This window comes from Massilia aurea (assembly GCF_014200505.1).
GTDB classification, from domain to species: Bacteria; Pseudomonadota; Gammaproteobacteria; order Burkholderiales; family Burkholderiaceae_D; genus Telluria; species Telluria aurea_B.
Map to the genome: position 1 here is coordinate 1,788,209 of NZ_JACHBX010000001.1, position 17,820 is coordinate 1,806,028.

At 63.8% G+C, this 17,820-nt stretch carries 13 protein-coding genes and 1 pseudogene; 8 read left to right on the plus strand and 6 right to left on the minus strand.

What is annotated here, in order from left to right:
• Positions 1–35: 35 nt before the first annotated feature.
• The 4 genes from HD842_RS07890 to HD842_RS07905 are packed head-to-tail and all read right to left on the minus strand — an operon-like array spanning position 36 to position 4,442.
• Complete coding sequence (locus tag HD842_RS07890) at positions 36–1,004, minus strand: N-acetylglucosamine kinase (protein ID WP_183552893.1); 969 nt, start codon at positions 1,002–1,004, stop codon at positions 36–38.
• Positions 988–2,172: an SIS domain-containing protein gene (locus tag HD842_RS07895; protein WP_183552895.1), complete on the minus strand. Its 1,185-nt coding sequence runs from the start codon at positions 2,170–2,172 to the stop codon at positions 988–990. Before HD842_RS07895 ends, HD842_RS07890 begins: the two co-directional genes overlap by 17 nt.
• Complete coding sequence (locus HD842_RS07900; protein WP_183552897.1) at positions 2,166–3,476, minus strand: D-tagatose-bisphosphate aldolase, class II, non-catalytic subunit; 1,311 nt, start codon at positions 3,474–3,476, stop codon at positions 2,166–2,168. The genes HD842_RS07895 and HD842_RS07900 overlap by 7 nt, the downstream gene beginning before the upstream one ends.
• A gap of 3 nt (positions 3,477–3,479) precedes the next feature.
• Entirely contained in the window at positions 3,480–4,442 is a 963-nt protein-coding gene (locus HD842_RS07905; protein WP_370660802.1) for an EamA family transporter, read from the minus strand.
• Positions 4,443–4,743: 301 nt separating this feature from the next.
• Here HD842_RS07905 and HD842_RS07910 point away from each other — a divergent pair, with 301 nt between their 5' ends.
• From HD842_RS07910 to proX, 6 genes are all read left to right on the plus strand, one after another.
• Entirely contained in the window at positions 4,744–6,744 is a 2,001-nt protein-coding gene (locus tag HD842_RS07910; protein WP_183552900.1) for an NPCBM/NEW2 domain-containing protein, read from the plus strand.
• Positions 6,745–6,765: 21 nt separating this feature from the next.
• A complete protein-coding gene (locus HD842_RS07915) occupies positions 6,766–8,433 on the plus strand; it encodes a sodium:solute symporter family transporter (RefSeq protein ID WP_183552902.1) in 1,668 nt (555 codons plus the stop codon).
• A 169-nt stretch (positions 8,434–8,602) separates the two neighbouring features.
• Complete coding sequence (locus HD842_RS07920; RefSeq protein WP_183552904.1) at positions 8,603–9,019, plus strand: hypothetical protein; 417 nt, start codon at positions 8,603–8,605, stop codon at positions 9,017–9,019.
• 509 nt (positions 9,020–9,528) lie between these two features.
• Positions 9,529–10,764: a glycine betaine/L-proline ABC transporter ATP-binding protein ProV gene (gene proV, locus HD842_RS07925; RefSeq protein WP_183552906.1), complete on the plus strand. Its 1,236-nt coding sequence runs from the start codon at positions 9,529–9,531 to the stop codon at positions 10,762–10,764.
• The gene (gene proW / locus HD842_RS07930) at positions 10,761–11,819 is read left to right on the plus strand and encodes a glycine betaine/L-proline ABC transporter permease ProW (RefSeq protein WP_183552908.1); all 1,059 of its coding nucleotides are present in this window, start codon (positions 10,761–10,763) and stop codon (positions 11,817–11,819) included. Before proV ends, proW begins: the two co-directional genes overlap by 4 nt.
• A gap of 57 nt (positions 11,820–11,876) precedes the next feature.
• A complete protein-coding gene (gene proX, locus HD842_RS07935; protein ID WP_370660816.1) occupies positions 11,877–12,881 on the plus strand; it encodes a glycine betaine/L-proline ABC transporter substrate-binding protein ProX in 1,005 nt (334 codons plus the stop codon).
• Between the two features lie 689 nt (positions 12,882–13,570).
• Here the strand turns inward: proX and HD842_RS07940 are convergent.
• Both HD842_RS07940 and HD842_RS07945 read right to left on the minus strand, forming a co-directional pair.
• Positions 13,571–14,539 carry a transglycosylase domain-containing protein gene (locus HD842_RS07940; RefSeq protein ID WP_183552912.1) on the minus strand — a complete coding sequence of 323 codons (969 nt, stop codon included), beginning with the start codon at positions 14,537–14,539 and terminating at the stop codon, positions 13,571–13,573.
• A gap of 86 nt (positions 14,540–14,625) precedes the next feature.
• The gene (locus HD842_RS07945) at positions 14,626–16,818 is read right to left on the minus strand and encodes a TonB-dependent receptor plug domain-containing protein (protein ID WP_183552914.1); all 2,193 of its coding nucleotides are present in this window, start codon (positions 16,816–16,818) and stop codon (positions 14,626–14,628) included.
• 89 nt (positions 16,819–16,907) lie between these two features.
• Here HD842_RS07945 and HD842_RS07950 point away from each other — a divergent pair, with 89 nt between their 5' ends.
• Together HD842_RS07950 and HD842_RS24020 are read left to right on the plus strand one after the other, a co-directional pair.
• Positions 16,908–17,420 (plus strand): hypothetical protein, encoded by a 513-nt coding sequence (locus HD842_RS07950; protein WP_183552916.1) that lies wholly within the window; start codon positions 16,908–16,910, stop codon positions 17,418–17,420.
• A gap of 229 nt (positions 17,421–17,649) precedes the next feature.
• A pseudogene (locus tag HD842_RS24020) lies at positions 17,650–17,793 on the plus strand (flavin reductase family protein); the annotation flags it as partial.
• Positions 17,794–17,820 lie beyond the last annotated feature (27 nt).

The following is a 17,820-nucleotide window of genomic DNA, read 5'->3' on the forward strand; positions in this document are numbered from 1 at the left end:
GCGCACCGCCGGCACGCCATGTGCTTGCCGGCGCATCATTGCGTGCCTGCCAGGCGGTCGAGCGCTGCCGGGTTCAGCGGTATGCCGACCTGGTGCGCCGCATACACGGCGGCGCCGAGCACGGGCGGCAGGCGCGGCGCCATCAAGCGATAGGCGCCAGCGCTGCTGGCCGCGAGCATGCGCGCAAACGGCGCGCGCAGCGGGCCTTCCACACCGAACAGGCCGCCCGAATACGAGACCGTGACTTCGGTACCGGGATCAACACCCAGCTGGCCCCGCACCGCATCGACTAGTGCGGCCACCTCCAGCGCCGCCGACTCGATGATCGCTGCTGCCTGCGCATCGCCCAGCGCCGCCGCTTCGGACACGAGGCGCGACAGCGCAGCCACCTTGCTGCGCTCCCCTTTGAGCTCGCCATAGACGACCTGGCACAGGTCGAGGTCGTCCTGCAGCGCCAGGCGGGTGCGCATCAACCCATGCAGCGGCCCGCGCGGCGCGCGGCCATCGCTCATGCGCGAGAACAGCGCAAGACCGGCCCGCGCGATCCAGTAGGCCGAGCCCTCGTCGCTGAACAATTCACCCCAACCGCCGGCACGTGCACCCTGCCCGCCGATGCGCCCATAGGCCATCGAGCCGGTGCCGGCAATGACGCTGATGCCGTCGGCGCAAGCCAGCGAGCCGGCCCAGCTGCACACCATGTCGTTGTCGCACAGGTAGCGCGCGTGGCCCAGTACGGCGCGCGGCAGCGCATCGAGTTGCGCCTGCACGGCGCGGTCTTCGCCGTACGCGGGCAAGCCAAAGAACGCGAACGTGACGTCGTTCGCGGTGACGCCGGCGGCCGCGAACAACGCGGCGCAGCCGCGCGCCAGCACGTCAGCCGCACCTTCCATGCCGACTTCGAGGTAATACGCGCTGCTCTGCTCATTGCGCGCCATGACCTGGCCCTGCCGGTCGATCAGCGCGAACGCCGTCTTGGTGCCGCCGCCGTCAACCCCGAGAAACATCGCTGTCCTCCGCCAGTGGATAAATCGTGACGCCCTGCACGACGCGATTGACGGTGCCCGACACGCTCGGCGTATCCGGACGCAAGCCCAACGCCAGCGACTGCAGCAGCGCGAAGGCCTGGCAGAACACGATGTACGGCAGTGCGAGGGCCAGGTCCGGTGCCTGCCCGACGCCATCGAGCGTAATGCAGGCGTCACCCAGCGCCGGCTCGTCGCGGCCGCTCAGCGCCAGCACGCGGCCGGCCCGGCCATCATTGCGTAGCTCGCGCAGCAGGTCGAGGTCATAGCGGCGGGCACGGGGATCGTTCGACAACAGCACGACGACGAGCGTGTCGGCATTGACGATCGTCTTCGGCCCATGGCGAAAGCCCAGCGGCGAGTCGAACAGCGCAACGACCTGGCCATCGGTCAGCTCCAGCAGCTTGAGCGAGGCTTCACGCGCCAGCCCGCGCAGCGCATTGCTGCCCAGGTAGACAACGCGGCTAAAGTTCTGAGCCACCAACCCGTCCAGCAGCGGCAGCATCGACGCCAGCACCTGCGCGGCCGCAGCCGATGGCCCGGCGGTAGCGCCCGGCGCCAGCACGCCGAACGCGCCCGCCGCAGCCAGCAGCATCGAGGTGAAACTGGTGGTCATGGCGAACCCACGGTCGTGCGTGGCGTCGGGCAGCAGGATCGCATACGCATTGGCGCGGCCCTGCGCCATCCGGCACAGAGCACCATCGGCATTGCAGGTGATGACCAGGTGGTAGATCTCGTCCACCACACCGTCGGCCAGATCGACGGCAGCCACGCTTTCCGGGCTGTTGCCCGAGCGGCCGAACGACACGAGCAGCGTCGGCACCTTCGGCTGCAAGAACTGGCGCGGGCCCGACACCAGATCGGTGGTCGGCACGGCGTCTGCGCGCCAGCCGCCGCCCAGCAACGCCGGCGCCAGGCATTCGCCGATGAAGGCCGAGGTGCCGGCGCCCGTCAGCACGATGCGCAGGTCGGGCCGCGCGAGCAAGGGCCCGAGAAACGCGTCGAGCGCGCTGCGCTGATGGGTGACCAGTGCCTCGATCTCGGGCCAGACGGCCGGTTGCTGCGCGATTTCGCGCGCGGTAGCGCCGGCGCCGGCGGCATCGAGCCGCTCCGTACCAATGCCCAGAATATTCCTGTCAGCGACTAACATGCTTCCAACTCCTTCGTTGCGGCGCCTGCCATGCAGGCCGCCATGTATTGGCGCAGCACCCTGGCCACGCCCTCTTTGAGCAGATCGACCGGCTGGTTGTTCAACCGTCCTTCACGCACGGCGTCATATTGGAACGGCAGATACTGGCTCAGCAGCGTGAGCGGCGGCGGCGTGCGCTCCAGACTATCCAGCAGGCGTGCCTGCGCGGCCTGGATGGCCGGATGCGGCCAGTAGTAGCGGATCCGGTCACTGAGGCTGTATTGCTGATCGAAGCGGGCGCGGCGCGGTTCGTTGTCGTAGTACTTTTGCCACTGCGCCGGTTCGGCACCCATCACGTCCAGTACCGTGTCCTTGAACCCGGAGCCCTTGCCATCGCCCGCCATCGCGGCCTCGATATCGGCCAGCGCCCACAGCGTTTCACGCAGCGCGAACGTCGCGCCAGGGCCCACCTTGAGAATGGCGAAATGGCCGGCGACGAGCGCGGCCAGATTGGCCGCCGTCTGGTAGTCGGTCGAATGGGCTTCATAGACCAGCGTGGGCACGTCTTCGATCATGCGGCCGAGGTCTACGGCGCGCTCGGGCCGGAAGTCGATCACCTTGTGGTGGTCGAATTCGACGCCGGGTTGCACCACCAGGCCAACCACGCGCGGCCACGCCGCATCCAGTCCGGCGGCAGCGAATGCAGCGCGGTGCGCCGCGATCGTCTGCGTCGCTGCGGCGGGCGTCGTGACGCTCAGTTCGGCCAGGTCTTCGTGCGCGCCGCCGGGCACCGGCACTTCGGTGCCCACCACGTACACGGGCGCTTCGCCGCCAGCGGCCTGCCAGGCGCGCTCGGCCACCGCGCACAGCCGCGCAGCGCGCGCGGCCACCACGTCATCCTGCAGCGGCACCGGATCGCCAACGCACGACATCGAGCAATCCAGGTGAATCTTGCGAAAGCCCGCTGTGACGTACTGTTCGATCAGCACCTCGGCCTTCGCCATGGCCATATCCGCGTGTTCGCCCTGCCAGGCATTGGGGCCCAGATGGTCGCCACCCAGCAGCACACGCTCGCGCGCCAGGCCGACGCGGTCGGCGATGGCGTAGACAAAATCACGGAACGCGCTTGGGGTCATGCCCGTGTAGCCGCCATCCTGGTTCACCTGATTCGACGTGGCTTCGATCAGCACCGGCTGCGCCGGCCCCGCCGCCAGCGTGACTTCCATCGCCGCCTCGAGCACGATCGGATGCGCCGAGCACACCGCGTGGATCCCGACGGCTTCGCCAGCCTTGTGCCGGCGCACCATATTCAACATGTAGTCCATTTGTCAGGCTCCTTCGGTTGATTCGGCAGGCGCGACGCTATCGTCCGCCTGCAGCGCAAGAAACAGCGCAGCCGCCAGCGCCAGGCCGATGCCGGCCAGCCGGTAGCCGCCCGGCACCGCACCGGCCAGCGCCATCGCGATCACGGTGGTCAACAGCGGCGCGCCGGCATTGACCAGCGGCGACACCGTCAGCGCCTTGCCGTGCCGGAACGCGTACACCAGCGTCAATGCGCCAATGGCATTAAGCACCTGGGTAGCGGCGGCCAGCAGCGGTCCGGATGGGCCGTAATTGATCGGCTGCGAGAAATCGGTCATCGCCAGCGCCACCGGAATGCACAGCAGCGCACTGGCGGTCATGTAGAAGAAGATGCTTTCGGCATCCATCCGTGTATTGGCCAGCTTGATGAAGTACGCCTGCAGACCCCATGCGACCAGCACGCCGATCGCCAGCACGAACCACAGCCCGTACTGCTGCGGTGCGCCGCCCGGGTTGAAATCAAACAGCGGCAGCGCGCACACGGCCAGCACGATCCCGGCCACGCCCATGCGGCCCGTACGCTCATGCAGGAACAGCAGCGAGAGCACGATCGTGATGACGGGAGAGAGCGAGATCAGCGGGAAAATCAGGTAGGCCGGGCCAGCCTTGACTGCATAGAACAGCACCATCTGACCACCCGCGCCCAACAGGCCAATGGCCAGCCCGTAGCCCACGGCAGTGCGGTCGCGGCGTACGCGCCAGCCGGAGCGCGCAAGCACGAACAACGCCGGCGGCACCATCGTCAGCGCCCACACCACATACACGAGGGTTTCAGGAAAACCGTTCTGGGTGGGCAGGCCAGCGAAAGCGCCCCATACGCCCCACAGCAGCGCCGTCGCCAGCGCGTAGCCGAGCCAAGGCGGCCTGGCAGCACCGGTGGCGGCTTGTTCAGGCAGAGTTCTCTTCTCGAGGGTGTCTGCGGGATTCACAGGGCCACCCATGCTGCCAGCCCGGTCATGCGGTACGCAATGCCAATGCTCGATGTGCTTTTCATCCGTATCTTCCTCCGCCAGGTGCGTTTGTTTCAAACGTTTTCGTTGCCATCGATGTGATAGTAAAGAAGTGACAAACGAAAAGCAAAGTCTTTCCAAATATTTTCGATATAGCGTGTTTTTGATGACAAAATCGCGCCTTTTATTTTCGAATACTTTCGATTACCATCTGGACAACGGATGTACGTGCTGTCCGACCTTTTCCGCCCGCAGAAAAATTCATCGTCAGGAGATTTGCATGAACCACCGCTGGACTAAAGCAAGTGAAACCAAACCCTGGACCGTCGTGTGCGGCAGCGTGGCTGCTGTTCTGGTCCTGACGATGACGCAAGTTCATGCAACATCTCCCGGTGATCCACTGGCCCCGGCAGGCCGCTGGGAAGGCAACACGAGCGGCAGCGCCAGCACGCCACCGATGGGCTGGAACAGCTGGAATGCGTTTCGCACGGAAGTCGACGAAGGCAAGGTGATGGGCGCGGCGAAGGTGCTTGCCGACAGCGGTCTTGCAAAGCTCGGCTACAACCATGTCATCCTCGACGATGGCTGGTGGATGAAGCGCCGCGCCAGCGATGGCCGCCTGCAGATCCGCACCGGCATCTTCCCCTCTGCCGCCACCGGTGGGCCGGACGGCACCAGCTTCAAGCCGTTCACCGACAAACTGCACGCGATGGGCTTCAAGGCGGGCATCTACACGGACGTCGGCCGCAATGCGTGCTCGCAAGCCTATGACCTGCATTCGCCCAACCTGCCACAAGGCACGACGGCGGAACGCGAAGTGGGCCTGGACGGCCACGTCACGCAGGACATCAACCTGTATTTCAAGGAGTGGGGCTTCGACTACCTGAAGATCGACGCCTGCGGACTGGCCGATTTCATCCCGGATTCGGACCTGGTCAAGAAGCAGAGCTACCGCGGCATGGCGCCGCTGATCGAACGCGGGTCGATCAACCGCACGGATATCGGCGCCGTGCGTGCCCGTTACGAAATCGTTGCTGCCGCAATCAAAACGGCGCGCCCGCTGGGTGATTATGTGATGTCGATCTGCGCCTGGGGCATGGCCAATGTGCGCAGCTGGGGCAAGGATGTCGGCAACCTGTGGCGCACCAGCGCCGACATCACGCCGAGCTGGACCAGCATGCTGCACAACTTCGACAGCGCCGCCAAACGTGCGCTGTATGCAGGCCCCGGCCACTGGAACGACCCCGACATCCTGCACATCGGCCATGGGGAATTCGATGCCAACAACCCGGTCGAAGTGCGCTCGCATTTTTCGCTGTGGGCGATGATCAACGCGCCGCTGCTGATCAGCTATGACTTGCAGCATGGTCCGGCGTCGCTGCTCGCGGTACTGGGCAATGCGGACGTGATTGGCCTGAACCAGGACAAGGCCGGCCACCAGGGCATCGTCGCCTACGATTCCGACGATGCGCAGATCATCGTCAAGACGCTGGGTGAGGGGCAGCGCAAGGCAGTGGCGCTGTTCAACCGTGGCGCATCGCCCGCACCGGTGACGCTGCTGGCCATGCACCTGAAACTGGCGGATGGCGCGCCGGTCACGCTACGCAACCTGTGGACGAAGGAAACCTTGACCTTTACCGGCGAGAAGGCCTTCACGCTCGCGCCGCACGAGACGCTCGTGTTCGAAGCGCACGGCAAGCGTCAGCTGGAAAACGGCGTGTATCTGTCGGAGATTCCGGGGTCGATTAATGTCGCCGTCGACGGGACGCGCCAGCCGCAACTCGATCCCACCGTCCATCGCATGATCGATCCGTGGTCGAGCACCCGGTCAGGCGGCTCACGGCCCCAGTATGCGGGCTGGGGCGGCGCGCAGCCGGATGCAACGCCGTTTGGCCAGAGCCTGCAAGTGGCAGGCCAAGTGTTTACGTCGGGACTTGGCGTGCTGTCCAATTCGCGGCTTCAGGTGAAGAACGATGCCGGCTACGCGCGCTTGAGCGCGTCGGTTGGCGTGGATGATTCAACTGAAAACACCAAGGAGCTGGTGCGCTTTTACGTGTATGGCGATGGAAAACTGCTGGCGGAAAGCGCGCCGGCACGGTTCGGATCGAAAGTCCAGGCATTGACGGCCGATGTGCGTGGTGTGAAGGTCATTGAACTGGTGGTGCGGGATGCCAGGACCGGCAACGCGGTGCCTGTCGTGGCGACGTGGGGCGACGTGCAGCTGTCGCAGGCTGGTGCCGCTTTGCCGGGTTCGCGAGCGCCGGGCAGCGACCGCATCTGAGTGCCGGGATACGACACGATCATGACCTCATTCACCAGCCTCGACACCCTCGTCTTCCTCATCTACTTCGTGGCCATTTCGGCCTACGGTATCTGGATCTACTGGAGCAAGAAACGCTCGTCCGGCAAGGCCACGCACGACTTCTTCCTGGCTGAAGGGTCGCTCACGTGGTGGGCCATCGGCGCCTCGCTGATCGCATCGAACATCTCGGCCGAGCAGTTCATCGGCATGAGCGGAGCCGGCTTTCGTATCGGGATGGCGATCGCGGTGTATGAGCTGATGTCCGCAGCGACCCTGGTCATCGTTGCCGTGTTCTTCATGCCGATCTACCTGAAGAACCGCATCTATACGATGCCGCAATTTCTCGAGCAGCGCTATGGGCCGGCGGTGGCGGCAACGATGGCGGTGTTCTGGCTCGGCCTGTACGTGGTGGTCAACCTCACCGCCATCCTGTACCTGGGCGCGCTCGCGATCAGCAGCATCGCCGGTCTGAACGTGCTCGCCTGCATGCTGTTCCTGGCCGTGTTCGCCACCGTGATCACGCTGGGCGGCATGAAGGTGATCGGCTATACCGATGTGATCCAAGTGCTGTGCCTGGTGATCGGCGGGCTCGTCACGACCTGGATTGCGCTCGATCTGGTGGCGGCGCTGGCCGGTGGCCAGGGCGCGGTGCGTGGACTGAGCGAGCTGTATCTGCGCGCCGGCGAGCATTTCAATATGGTGCTCACGCGCGACGATCCCAACTACATGGACCTGCCCGGCATGTCGACCATCATCGGCGGCATGCTGATCGTGAACCTCAATTACTGGGGCTGCAACCAGTACATCGTCCAGCGCGCGCTGGGCGCCAACCTGCACACGGCGCGCAAGGGCTTGCTGTTCGCAGCCTTCCTCAAGCTCCTGATGCCGGTGATCGTGGTCTTGCCCGGCATTGCGGCCTACGCGCTCGACAAGTCCGGCACGCTTGGCGACGCCATGCGACCGGGTGGCGAACTCAATCCGGACCGCGCCTATCCCACCCTGCTGGCCCTGCTACCGGCCGGGCTCAAGGGCCTGGCATTCGCCGCCCTCGTTGCAGCGGTCGTCGCGTCACTGGCCGGCAAGGCCAACAGCGTCGCGACGATCTTCACGCTGGACGTTTACAACAAGCACGTCAACCGCGGGGCCAGCGAGCAGCGCATGGTCTGGATCGGCCGGATCTCGGTGGTGGCGGCAATGGCCATCGCCGTGCTGCTCGCGCCCTTGCTGGGGATCGACAAGAAAGGCGGCTTCCAGTACATCCAGGAATACACCGGCTTTGTGTCGCCCGGCATCCTGGCGATGTTTTTGCTGGGCTTTTACTGGCGCAAGACCACCGCTGCGGCGGCCATGTTCGCGACGATTGGCGGGCTGGTGTTCTCGGTGTTTCTCAAGTTTCTGCCGCTGGTAATGGATCTGGGGTTTCTGGCGCCGATCGGGTTTGCGATCAATAACGGCGCCGGTAGTTACGAAATCCCGTTTCTTGACCGGATGCTGATCGTGTTTGTGATGGTGGTCATTGGCATGGTTTTGTTGAGCACGACAGCGCAGCGCGACGACAGCCACAAGCGCATGGTGATCGACCGGTCGATGTTCCGCGTTGATCGTGGATTTGCGGTTGGATCGGTGGTCATTTTTGCGGTGCTGGTGGCAATTTACGGGGGCTGGTAGTGCCAGACCTGAGGTGATCCCGGTTGGCGTGATCCCGGTTGGCGGTTGGCGCGCCAGAGAATCGATAGGCTAGCAGCGCGGGTGCTTGATGTTTCGATCCGACGGACGTAGTCTGGCTTGTCGCGGCCCCTGCAAATGGTCGCCTGCTCTGCCTCACCGAAAGAATCCTATGCCCGCGCCATACAATCCATTTTCTTCCTGGTTCGGCGCGTTTCAATTGCCGCTCTCCGGCAATGTCGCGGAGCGGATTTCGGCGCCGATGTTCTCGCCCTCGCTGACCATCAACGACGGCAGCGACCAGGCGATCGAAGCCAGAGTGGTCAATGAGATCGCAAGCTACGGCAAGCAGATCGGATGGCTCAATGACGTCATCCTGGCCTTGGCCGAACACGCAAACCTTCCCGACCACGTGACAAGGACGGTGCACCGGATCGCCGAGGCGACGCAAAAGATCGAAGAACTCAAGGCAGCGGCCGCGAATGACGCACTGGGAAAGGCGGTCGAATCGCTTAATTTCCTGGAGCAGCATCAGCCGGCTGTCTATGCCAGACTGCTGCAGGAGCGCAGTCAGATTTTGCCGCAGTGATCAACTGGGCGCGCCCTGTTGCCTGGCCGCCTGCGCCATTGTGCGCCGCGCCTGATCGGCTTTCACGATGACGCAACCGCCGTCAGCCCGGGTAACGCAGCGCACCAACCCTTGCACCTGATTTAGCAACCATGTTTCATCGCAAAAAGCAATTGTCCTTTGACATGATTGCTGCTATGATTACGGCCCTTTTACAACAAAACCCCCGGTAGCACATCTGCTATCGATCGCTTTCCATGCCGTGCATGGGGACCGAACCTTGGGCCAACCGCCCGCATCAACCAACGTTCGCCGCATGGCGGTTGAACGCTACTCAGCGTCACTAACACGCACACAGCATCCGGCACGCACTGCGCACTTCGCGAGTGAGGCCACGCCTTTGGCATTGTCGCCGCGTCGACAGGCCAGGCACGCGCTGTCTGCATCACTACCATGTCGCGATCTCCGCCGCGGGCCTCGATGCCTGCGGCGATTTCATTTCATTCGACAGATCGAGGGAGAACCACACCGTGGCAAAACAAATCATCATCGACCAGGTCTTCAAAGTCTTCGGCGACAAGCCGGAAGCCGCTCTGGACCTGGTTCGCCAGGGCGCCAGCAAGCAGGACATCCTGGCCCAGACCGCCTGCACCATCGGCGTGTTCGACGCCAGCTTCACGATTGAAGCCGGCGAAATTTTCGTCATCATGGGTTTGTCCGGGTCGGGCAAGTCGACCATGGTGCGGATGCTCAATCGTCTGATCGAGCCAACCGCCGGGCGCATCCTGATCGACGGCAATGACATCAACACCCTCCCCGACGCCCAGCTGCGCGCGCTGCGCCGCAAGGACATCAGCATGGTGTTCCAGTCATTCGCGTTGCTGCCGCAACTTACGGTGCTGGACAACACGGCGTTCGGCATGGAGCTAGCCGGCACGCCGAAGGCCGAGCGCCATGCGCTGGCCTTGCAGGCATTGGACCAGGTGGGCCTGGCCGGGTATGGCGCCAGCTATCCGGACGAGTTATCGGGCGGCATGCAGCAACGCGTGGGCCTGGCCCGCGCGCTGGCGTGCGATCCCGCCATCCTGCTGATGGATGAGGCATTTTCGGCGCTCGATCCGATCATGCGCACCGAGATGCAATCGGAGCTGCTGCGCCTGCAGCAGATCAAGCGCCGCACCATCGTCTTTATCTCGCACGATCTCGACGAAGCGATGCGCATCGGCGACCGGGTCGCCATCATGAAGGACGGGCATGTCGTGCAAGTGGGTACGCCCGAAGACATCCTGCGCCAGCCTGCCAACGACTACGTGCGCAACTTCGTGCGCGGCGTCGATGCTGCGGCCGTGTTCAAGGCCGGCGATATCGCCCGTAAAAGCCAGATCGTGGTGGCGGAGTCGCCCGCGCGCGGTTCGCGCGCAGCACTGTCGATGCTGGAAGAGCAGGATCGGGCCTACGCCTATGTCGTCGACCCGCAGCAGAAATTTCTGGGTGTGGTCTCGGCCGACTCCCTGCGCAGCGCGCTCGACGGCCACGTCGGCCCACTGGGCCTGGCGCATGCCTACCTGCCCGATGTCACCACCATCGATGCCGATGAACCGGTCGCCGGCCTGTTCGGCCAGGTCGCGCAGATGCCGTATGGCGTGCCTGTGGTGACGAGCGATGGCAAATACCGCGGGGCCATCAGCAAGACCACCCTGCTGAAGTTCCTCGACCGCGATACGCCGCCCCTCGCCGCACCAAACAACCCGAAAGGACAAGCATGAATTCCGGCACCGCTATCGCGACCGCGACCCAACCGGTCGCCCCACAAGCTGAGCAGATCAATCCATGGCTGCCGACGCCGCCGCGCGACACCTCATGGCTCGACGCCGCGCCGGCGGCCTCGCCCGATCAGGCGAGCGTCGGGCTGTCCGATCTGCTGAACGGCTCGCTGTCGCTCCAGTCCGGGATCAACGACGCACTGGGCTGGGTCGTCGAACACTTCCGCCCATTCTTCCAGATCGTGCGCGCTCCCATCGACGCCACGCTCGACGCCGTCAGCGCCCTGCTGCTGGCTGCGCCAGCGCTCGCGGTGATCGCCGTCGTCGGCCTGCTGGCCTGGCAATTCACTACCCGCACGCTCGCCATTGGCACCGTGATCGCGCTGCTGATCGTATCGATGCTGGGCATCTGGTCCGACGCCATGATCACGCTGTCGCTGGTGCTGACGTCACTCGCCTTCTGCATGGTGATCGGTTTACCGCTGGGGATTTTCCTGGCCAGCAGTGACCGTGCCCAGAACCTCCTGCGGCCGCTGCTCGACGCCATGCAGACCACGCCGGCCTTTGTCTACCTGGTACCGGTGGTGATGCTGTTTGGTATCGGTAATGCGCCAGGCGTGATCGTGACCATCATCTTTGCCCTGCCGCCGCTGGTGCGCCTGACCAATCTCGGCATTCGCCAGGTGCGGCCCGACCTGATCGAGGCGGCGCGCGCTTACGGCGCCTCGCCATGGCAGTTGCTGAGCCGGGTCCAGTTTCCGCTGGCGATGCCATCGATCATGGCCGGCATCAACCAGTCGCTGATGCTGTCGCTGTCGATGGTCGTGATCGCTTCAATGATCGCCGTCGGTGGTCTGGGCCAGATGGTCTTGCGCGGCATCGGCCGCCTGGACATGGGTCTGGCAACCGTGGGCGGCCTGGGCATCGTGCTGCTGGCAATCACGCTGGACCGCTTGACGCAATCGATGGGACAGCCGCGTCGTGGCGTACGCCACTGGTACCAGACTGGCCCGGCCGGCCTCATCCTGCGCCTGACGCGCGGCAAGCCACAATCATAAAAAGGAACACGAATGCATCGCATGAAAAAATTTACGATCAAACACCAGTCACGACGCATGTTTCGCTGGATCGCTACCATCGCGCTTGGGGCACTGGCGCTGAGCACCCACCTGGCCATGGCGCAAACGCCGGCAGACACCCTTCCCGGCAAGGGAATCAAGGTGCAAGCGCTGCAAAGCCCGGTTGCCGAAGAGACGTTCCAGACCATGCTGGTCGACCGTGCTCTGGCAGCGCTGGGCTACGCACCGCAACCGATCAAGGAAGTGGAATACCCCACGGCCCACATCGCCATTGCCAATGGCGATGCCACGTTCCTGGCAGTGCACTGGGATCCCTTGCACAAGGATTTCTATGATAACGCCGGCGGCGACGCCAAGCTGCTGCGCATGGGGGAGTACGCGGGGCCGGCAGCGCAGGGCTACCTGATCGACAAGGCTACGGCCGACAAGTACGGCATCACCAATATCGGCCAACTGCGCGAGCCGCGCCTGGCCAAGCTGTTCGACAACGATGGCGATGGCAAGGCGGACATGGCCGGGTGCAACCCGGGCTGGGGCTGCGAAGCGATGATCGAGCAGCACATGGACGGCTTCAAGCTGCGCGGCACGGTCACGCACGTACAGGGCAATTACTCCGCACTGATCGCCGACACCATCGGCCGCTACAAGCGCGGCGCCCCGATCCTGTACTACGCCTGGACGCCCTACTGGGTCAACGGCGTCCTGATCCCGGGCAAAGATGTGGTGTGGCTGCAGGCGCCGAAGACGGCGTATCCGGGCAAACCCGATACACGCCTGCCCGATGGCAGCGACTACGGCTTTGCCATCAACACGACGCGCTTTGTCGTGAACCGTGCCTGGGCCGAGAAGAACCCGGCAGCCGTGAAGCTGTTCCAGGTGATGCGCTTGCCGATTGCCGATATCGACGCGCAGAATGCGCGCATGCGCAGTGGCGAGAATGCGCAGGCCGATATTGCGCGTCATGTGTCGGGGTGGATCAAGTTTCATCAGAAGGAATTTGATGGGTGGATTGCACAGGCGCGGGCGGCGGCGAAGCCGTGACATTGCGGGCGTCATGGCGCAGTGCCGTCGGGATGCAGGGATTGCTCTCATCCTGAAGGCGGCTGCCTCGCCCTGCCTGAGCCACCGGTAGAGACCCGTGATCAAGACCGGGCTGGTGACAGCGTCGAGGCAGGTTCACTGCAATTCGGGAGCCTGGCTACCATCGTCGCCAACGTGCAGCGGCTGCGACATCTGCAGCGCGACTGGGCGGTGAACGGGATTTGCCAAACGTCGCAAGCCTCAGCCTTAATCCCCGTTCGGCCTGCACCACGGCCGAGTTTGCCGATGTCGCCAATGCCAGCGAGGTTCCGGCCCGCGCCCGGTTCGACATGGGTGCCACCGAAGCGATGCGCTGCACGGATCGCGCGGTCAGGCTGCCCGTCCGTGTCGATAACGTAGCGGGCCGAAACCGACCGTCGGGGGAAACTATCCGGACACTGGTTACCAGGCGTGCGTCGCGGCCGGGCTATGGTTGCGGTCGACGACCAGCACGCGGATGCGCGGGCGGCTCGCCTTCGAAAAAGCAGAGCCGTAGGCAGCTCGGTAGGCCGCGCTGAAGAACTCATGAAACGCATCGGCCGGCACCAAGTAATCGCTCCACAGGTACGAGATCCCGGGTGGGAACTGACGCGTGCTTTGCGCATCGAGCCAACTGTCCCAACTATTTTCTACAAAAACAGACCGGTTCCCTATTGTGCGCAATGCTCGTAGCCGGTATCGAACCAGCCGTCCGGCAGGCAGCGACCCTGGACGACAGCGATAACCCTTGCCGCACGTTGCTCGTAAGCCGCACGGTTACTCAGCGGGTTGTACTGGTTCGGGGCCTGGATCATGCCCACCAATCCGGCGAACTCGGTGTCGCTGGCCCGAGCCAGTGGTTTGCCCAGGTAGACTGCCGCGGCCTGTTCGAATCCCCTGACCTGCCGGCCATTGGCGCGTCCCATGTACACCTGCTGCGCGTAAAGGGAAAGTTGCCGTTGCTTGTCCAGGCGCTTGTCGAGTACAACCGCCATCACATCGCGCCCCAGGTCAATCTTCTTGCAGCAGTTGAAGACGGCGCGGTAGAACGACTGGAACACGCCCTTCGGCCCGCTCAATTCGTGGTGAAACAGGAACACTTCCCGCGCCAGCGACGACGTGATCGTGGTGACGCCCTGGCCGTTGGCCAGGCTGACGCCGCCGTGCTGGAAAAAAGTGGGGTCTTCGATCTTGAGCAAAATGTCTTGCTGGCTTGGGGACAGGACGCCGGCGCCCAGCGGCACCGGATAGTCGGCGAACACCTCGTCCACCACCGTTGCCGACCAGGCAGCAACTGTGCAGAGATAGGCTGCGAGCAGCAAAGGCAGGCCAAGACCGATGTTGAGAACGAGTTTCTTGCGCATCCAGTTTCCTTCGTAAAGCGGCCCAGCGTGCACCGCGCAGGTTTGTCTTACGCGCCCGCCCAGAGTGTGGACGGCGGGCGGCGGGCGGCGGGCGGCGGGAAAAGTACAGCTTGGCCAGGCGGTCAACGTTACGCCCAGCGCAAAGCGCGAAGTGCGGCCTTGCCCATCCATGCGATCGTAGGGCATACCTTTGCTGCGCAGGAATTCCACATGATGGGCGACGGCTCGCGCGCGCTTTCCCAACGTGACGTGGATCTCGGCAGTGCCGCGAAGCATATTTCCCCCGTCAACTCATCGACACCCGTACGGCGCGGGCCGCCGGGTTGCAACTACTATCGATACCTGCCCGAGTGCGCCAACGCTCAAAACTTCCACTCCACAATTGCCCGCATCACCGCATAGGTCGGACGCTCCGCGCGCTTTTGCACTGCGAGCGAGTCGTACACATATGTGGTGCGCTGAATGTCATCCTGGCGCAGGATATTGGCCACGCTCAGGCGCAACATGGCATTGCGGTGCATCTTCCACAGCACATAGGCTTCGACGGAGCGGTTGTCGGAGCCGTAGGCGGACTCGAACGGCGAAACGCGCACCTCACCGTTGCGCACGAATCCGAGCGACGCGCCGCCCGTCACCGGGACGGACTTGAACGTGTAGTCGGCGCCGAGGTTCGCCGAGAGCGGCGACTGGCCTGCAATACGGTTGTCGGGACCGGGTACGGCATCGACCGATGACCACGCGCGCGACAGGTTTGCACGCAGGTCGATCGCGGGTGCGCTGTCGAAGAATTGGTTCAGCTTGCCCTTGACCTCGATCTCGATGCCGCGCGATAACGCATTGCCTTGGTTGACCGGTATGGCGACCCAGCGTCCGCCGATCAGGCTCGTCTTCGTCAGCAGGACGTCCTCGATCCGGCGCACGAAAGCAGTGGCGGTAACCAGGGCGTCCTTGGCGAAGTAATGTTCATACGCAAGGTCCAGTCCCCATGCCAGCTCGGCTTTCAGGTTCGGATTGCCGCTGATATCGGGTGTGGTGACGGTATTGACATTGGAAACGGTGCGGCCGGCAATCAGATTGTTCGTCGGTGGGACGCGCCAGGTGCGTGCGATGCCGAGCCGGACCTGGTCCGACTTCGTGCCCGGCAGGCGCCATACCGACTGCACCACCGGGCTGAGCACTGCACGGCTGTTGTCGACCCGCTGTCCGAGATTGTTCTTGCTCAGGAGCGCAACCTGTTCCCAGCGCAGGCCGAGATACAAGGACCAGCGCTCGGACACGTCCCATTCGTCCTGGGCGTACACCGCGTAGCGCCGGGTAGCGATATCGAAGGCGGTTCCGATCGCATCGAGTTGCGACACCGAATCGATCAGGTTCCCGCGCACGGCGTCGGCCTGGGTATCTTCGACCTCGATGCCCGCCACCACGGTGTGTGTCTTGGCGAAAGTGCTCCTGAGCTTGGCCGAGGCCGTCAGGCCACGGCTATCGTCGTCCGCGCGCGTTTGCTGAAGATTCGTCACGCCGCCACCGTCGCCGATGAAGCTGATCGTGCTGGCCTGGGTTTCGCGGGAATGCGTCGATCCGAGTTTCATCTCGAGCTTGCTCGCATCTCCCAGTGTCTTCGACCAGGTGAGATTGTTTCGCAGCTGTGTGCTGCTGCCAGCGCTGACATACCTGTCGTTCGCAAACGGGAGGACCGGCCCTTCGAGGAAGGTCCTGCGATCGTAGCCGGCGCTGTCATACCTGTTTTTCGAAAAAAAACTCTGGAGCGTGAGCGTATCCTTGCCGCCCAGCTTCAGGTTGACTCGGGGAGCTAGATTCCATGTCCACCCCCGGTCCTGGTTGAACTGCTCCAGTCGACGCAGCAGCGGGCCCGTTGCCTCATACCCCTGGGTTTGCGTCCGGACCGTTTCATCCCCGGCCAGCTGGCGCGCGGCGCCGGTCACCAGCCAGGACCATTTATCCCCCTGGTTGCCGAAGCTGCCCGAGGCCTGGGGTCTGGTTTCCCCTTCGATGCTGTACACGCCCAGCTTCAACTGCCTCTGGCGGTTGCCGGTATTGCGTTTTAGTACGATGTTGATTGTCCCGCCGATTGCCTGCATTCCGAGTTCGGCAGTGGCAACAGGGACGATTTCGATGCGTTCCACCAGGTCCGGCGCGAGATTGTCGAGCGAAAATCCGGGGGGTGCCGGTTCGCCATTGAGCAAGATCCGGACGTGGGCAGCGCCCATGCCCCGCATGCTGATTTGCCCGCCTCGTCTTCCAGCCACGCCATTGACGACGACGCCAGGTTGGCGCCGCAGCACGTCGAGCACACTGGAATCGCCGAAGCGAACCAGTTCGGCGACGCCCACCACCTGCTTGAATGTCGTCGAGGCGCTACGCGCTGCGTCCTGGCTGCCGACGACGTCGACACGTTGCGTGCCGTTCTCTGGTTCGGCAGCCGGCGGCGGCGCCGGCGTGGCGGGTTGGGGAGTCTGAGCCTGGGCCACATCTGCCCTGCCAGAGAGCAAGAGCGCGATGACGACCGGTGAACTGAACAGATGCGCAAACTTCATGATATGAACCTTTACGAAACAACTAGGGTCCAGCGGGTAGCCACGCGCCCCGGGGCGAAGCCCGTCTGGAGCTCGACGGTATTGGCAAGATGATCGACAATGGCAGCGGCGTCGGTATGGATCGCCAGGCAGCCCGGCTAGCGTGCCCCCCCCGGCTGCATGGCAACGCGAAGCGGCAGCGGTCCGGCGCCGAAATCGCGGCCGATACCGACGACGACTTCGTCGCTGCGGCTCCGGTACGCAAATGTGATGGCGAGCGCGCAGCGCAGGAGGCAAGCGAGGTCCGCATCGTGCCGCGCGGCCAGCTCGCGCAAGCCTTGTACCAGGGATGCTGCCACATGCTGCGCGAAGGCGGCCATGTGCGCGGACTTGACGGGCGGCCGAGAATTATCGAGCGCAATGCCATGGACGGCCGGCAGACTATTTGCCTCGGCACGCCAGAATGCGCGCATGTCCTCGCCAGCCGCGCAGTGGCGGCAAAGGAAACGTCGCTTACCCGGGCCCGCGCGGCTCACGCCGGTCTGGAAGACACTGATGCGAACGACGGCTGGATCATGCACTACGGGCGCTACATGGATACGACATGCACTGCGCACAACTGACATACGGTTCGAAGCCCTGATAACCTGAGCCGCACAAGCGCCCGAAGACCGAAATCATACGGACCCCGATGGCGCAAAAATCTCCCGAAATGTAACTATCGGTCGATTTTTATTCATTCTATTTTCCAGCTGCTGCAGGCATAATTCTCCCGCTCAAACTGGCCAGATAAGCAGGATTTGCGTCCCAATCGTCGATGAATACGAATTTCCCCTGTCGCGCACCGGCTAGCCAGTCCTCGATGGGTGCGTCGCCTGGTTCGAATGCCATCACTGCAGCCGCTACCTCGAAGGCGACCATGTGATCTACGTGGGAGAGGTGGAGAATTGCGCGTTGGTTCCGGAAGCGCCGCTCGTCTATCACGGTGGACAGTTTGCGAACGTCAAGCTGGACGCAGCGCAC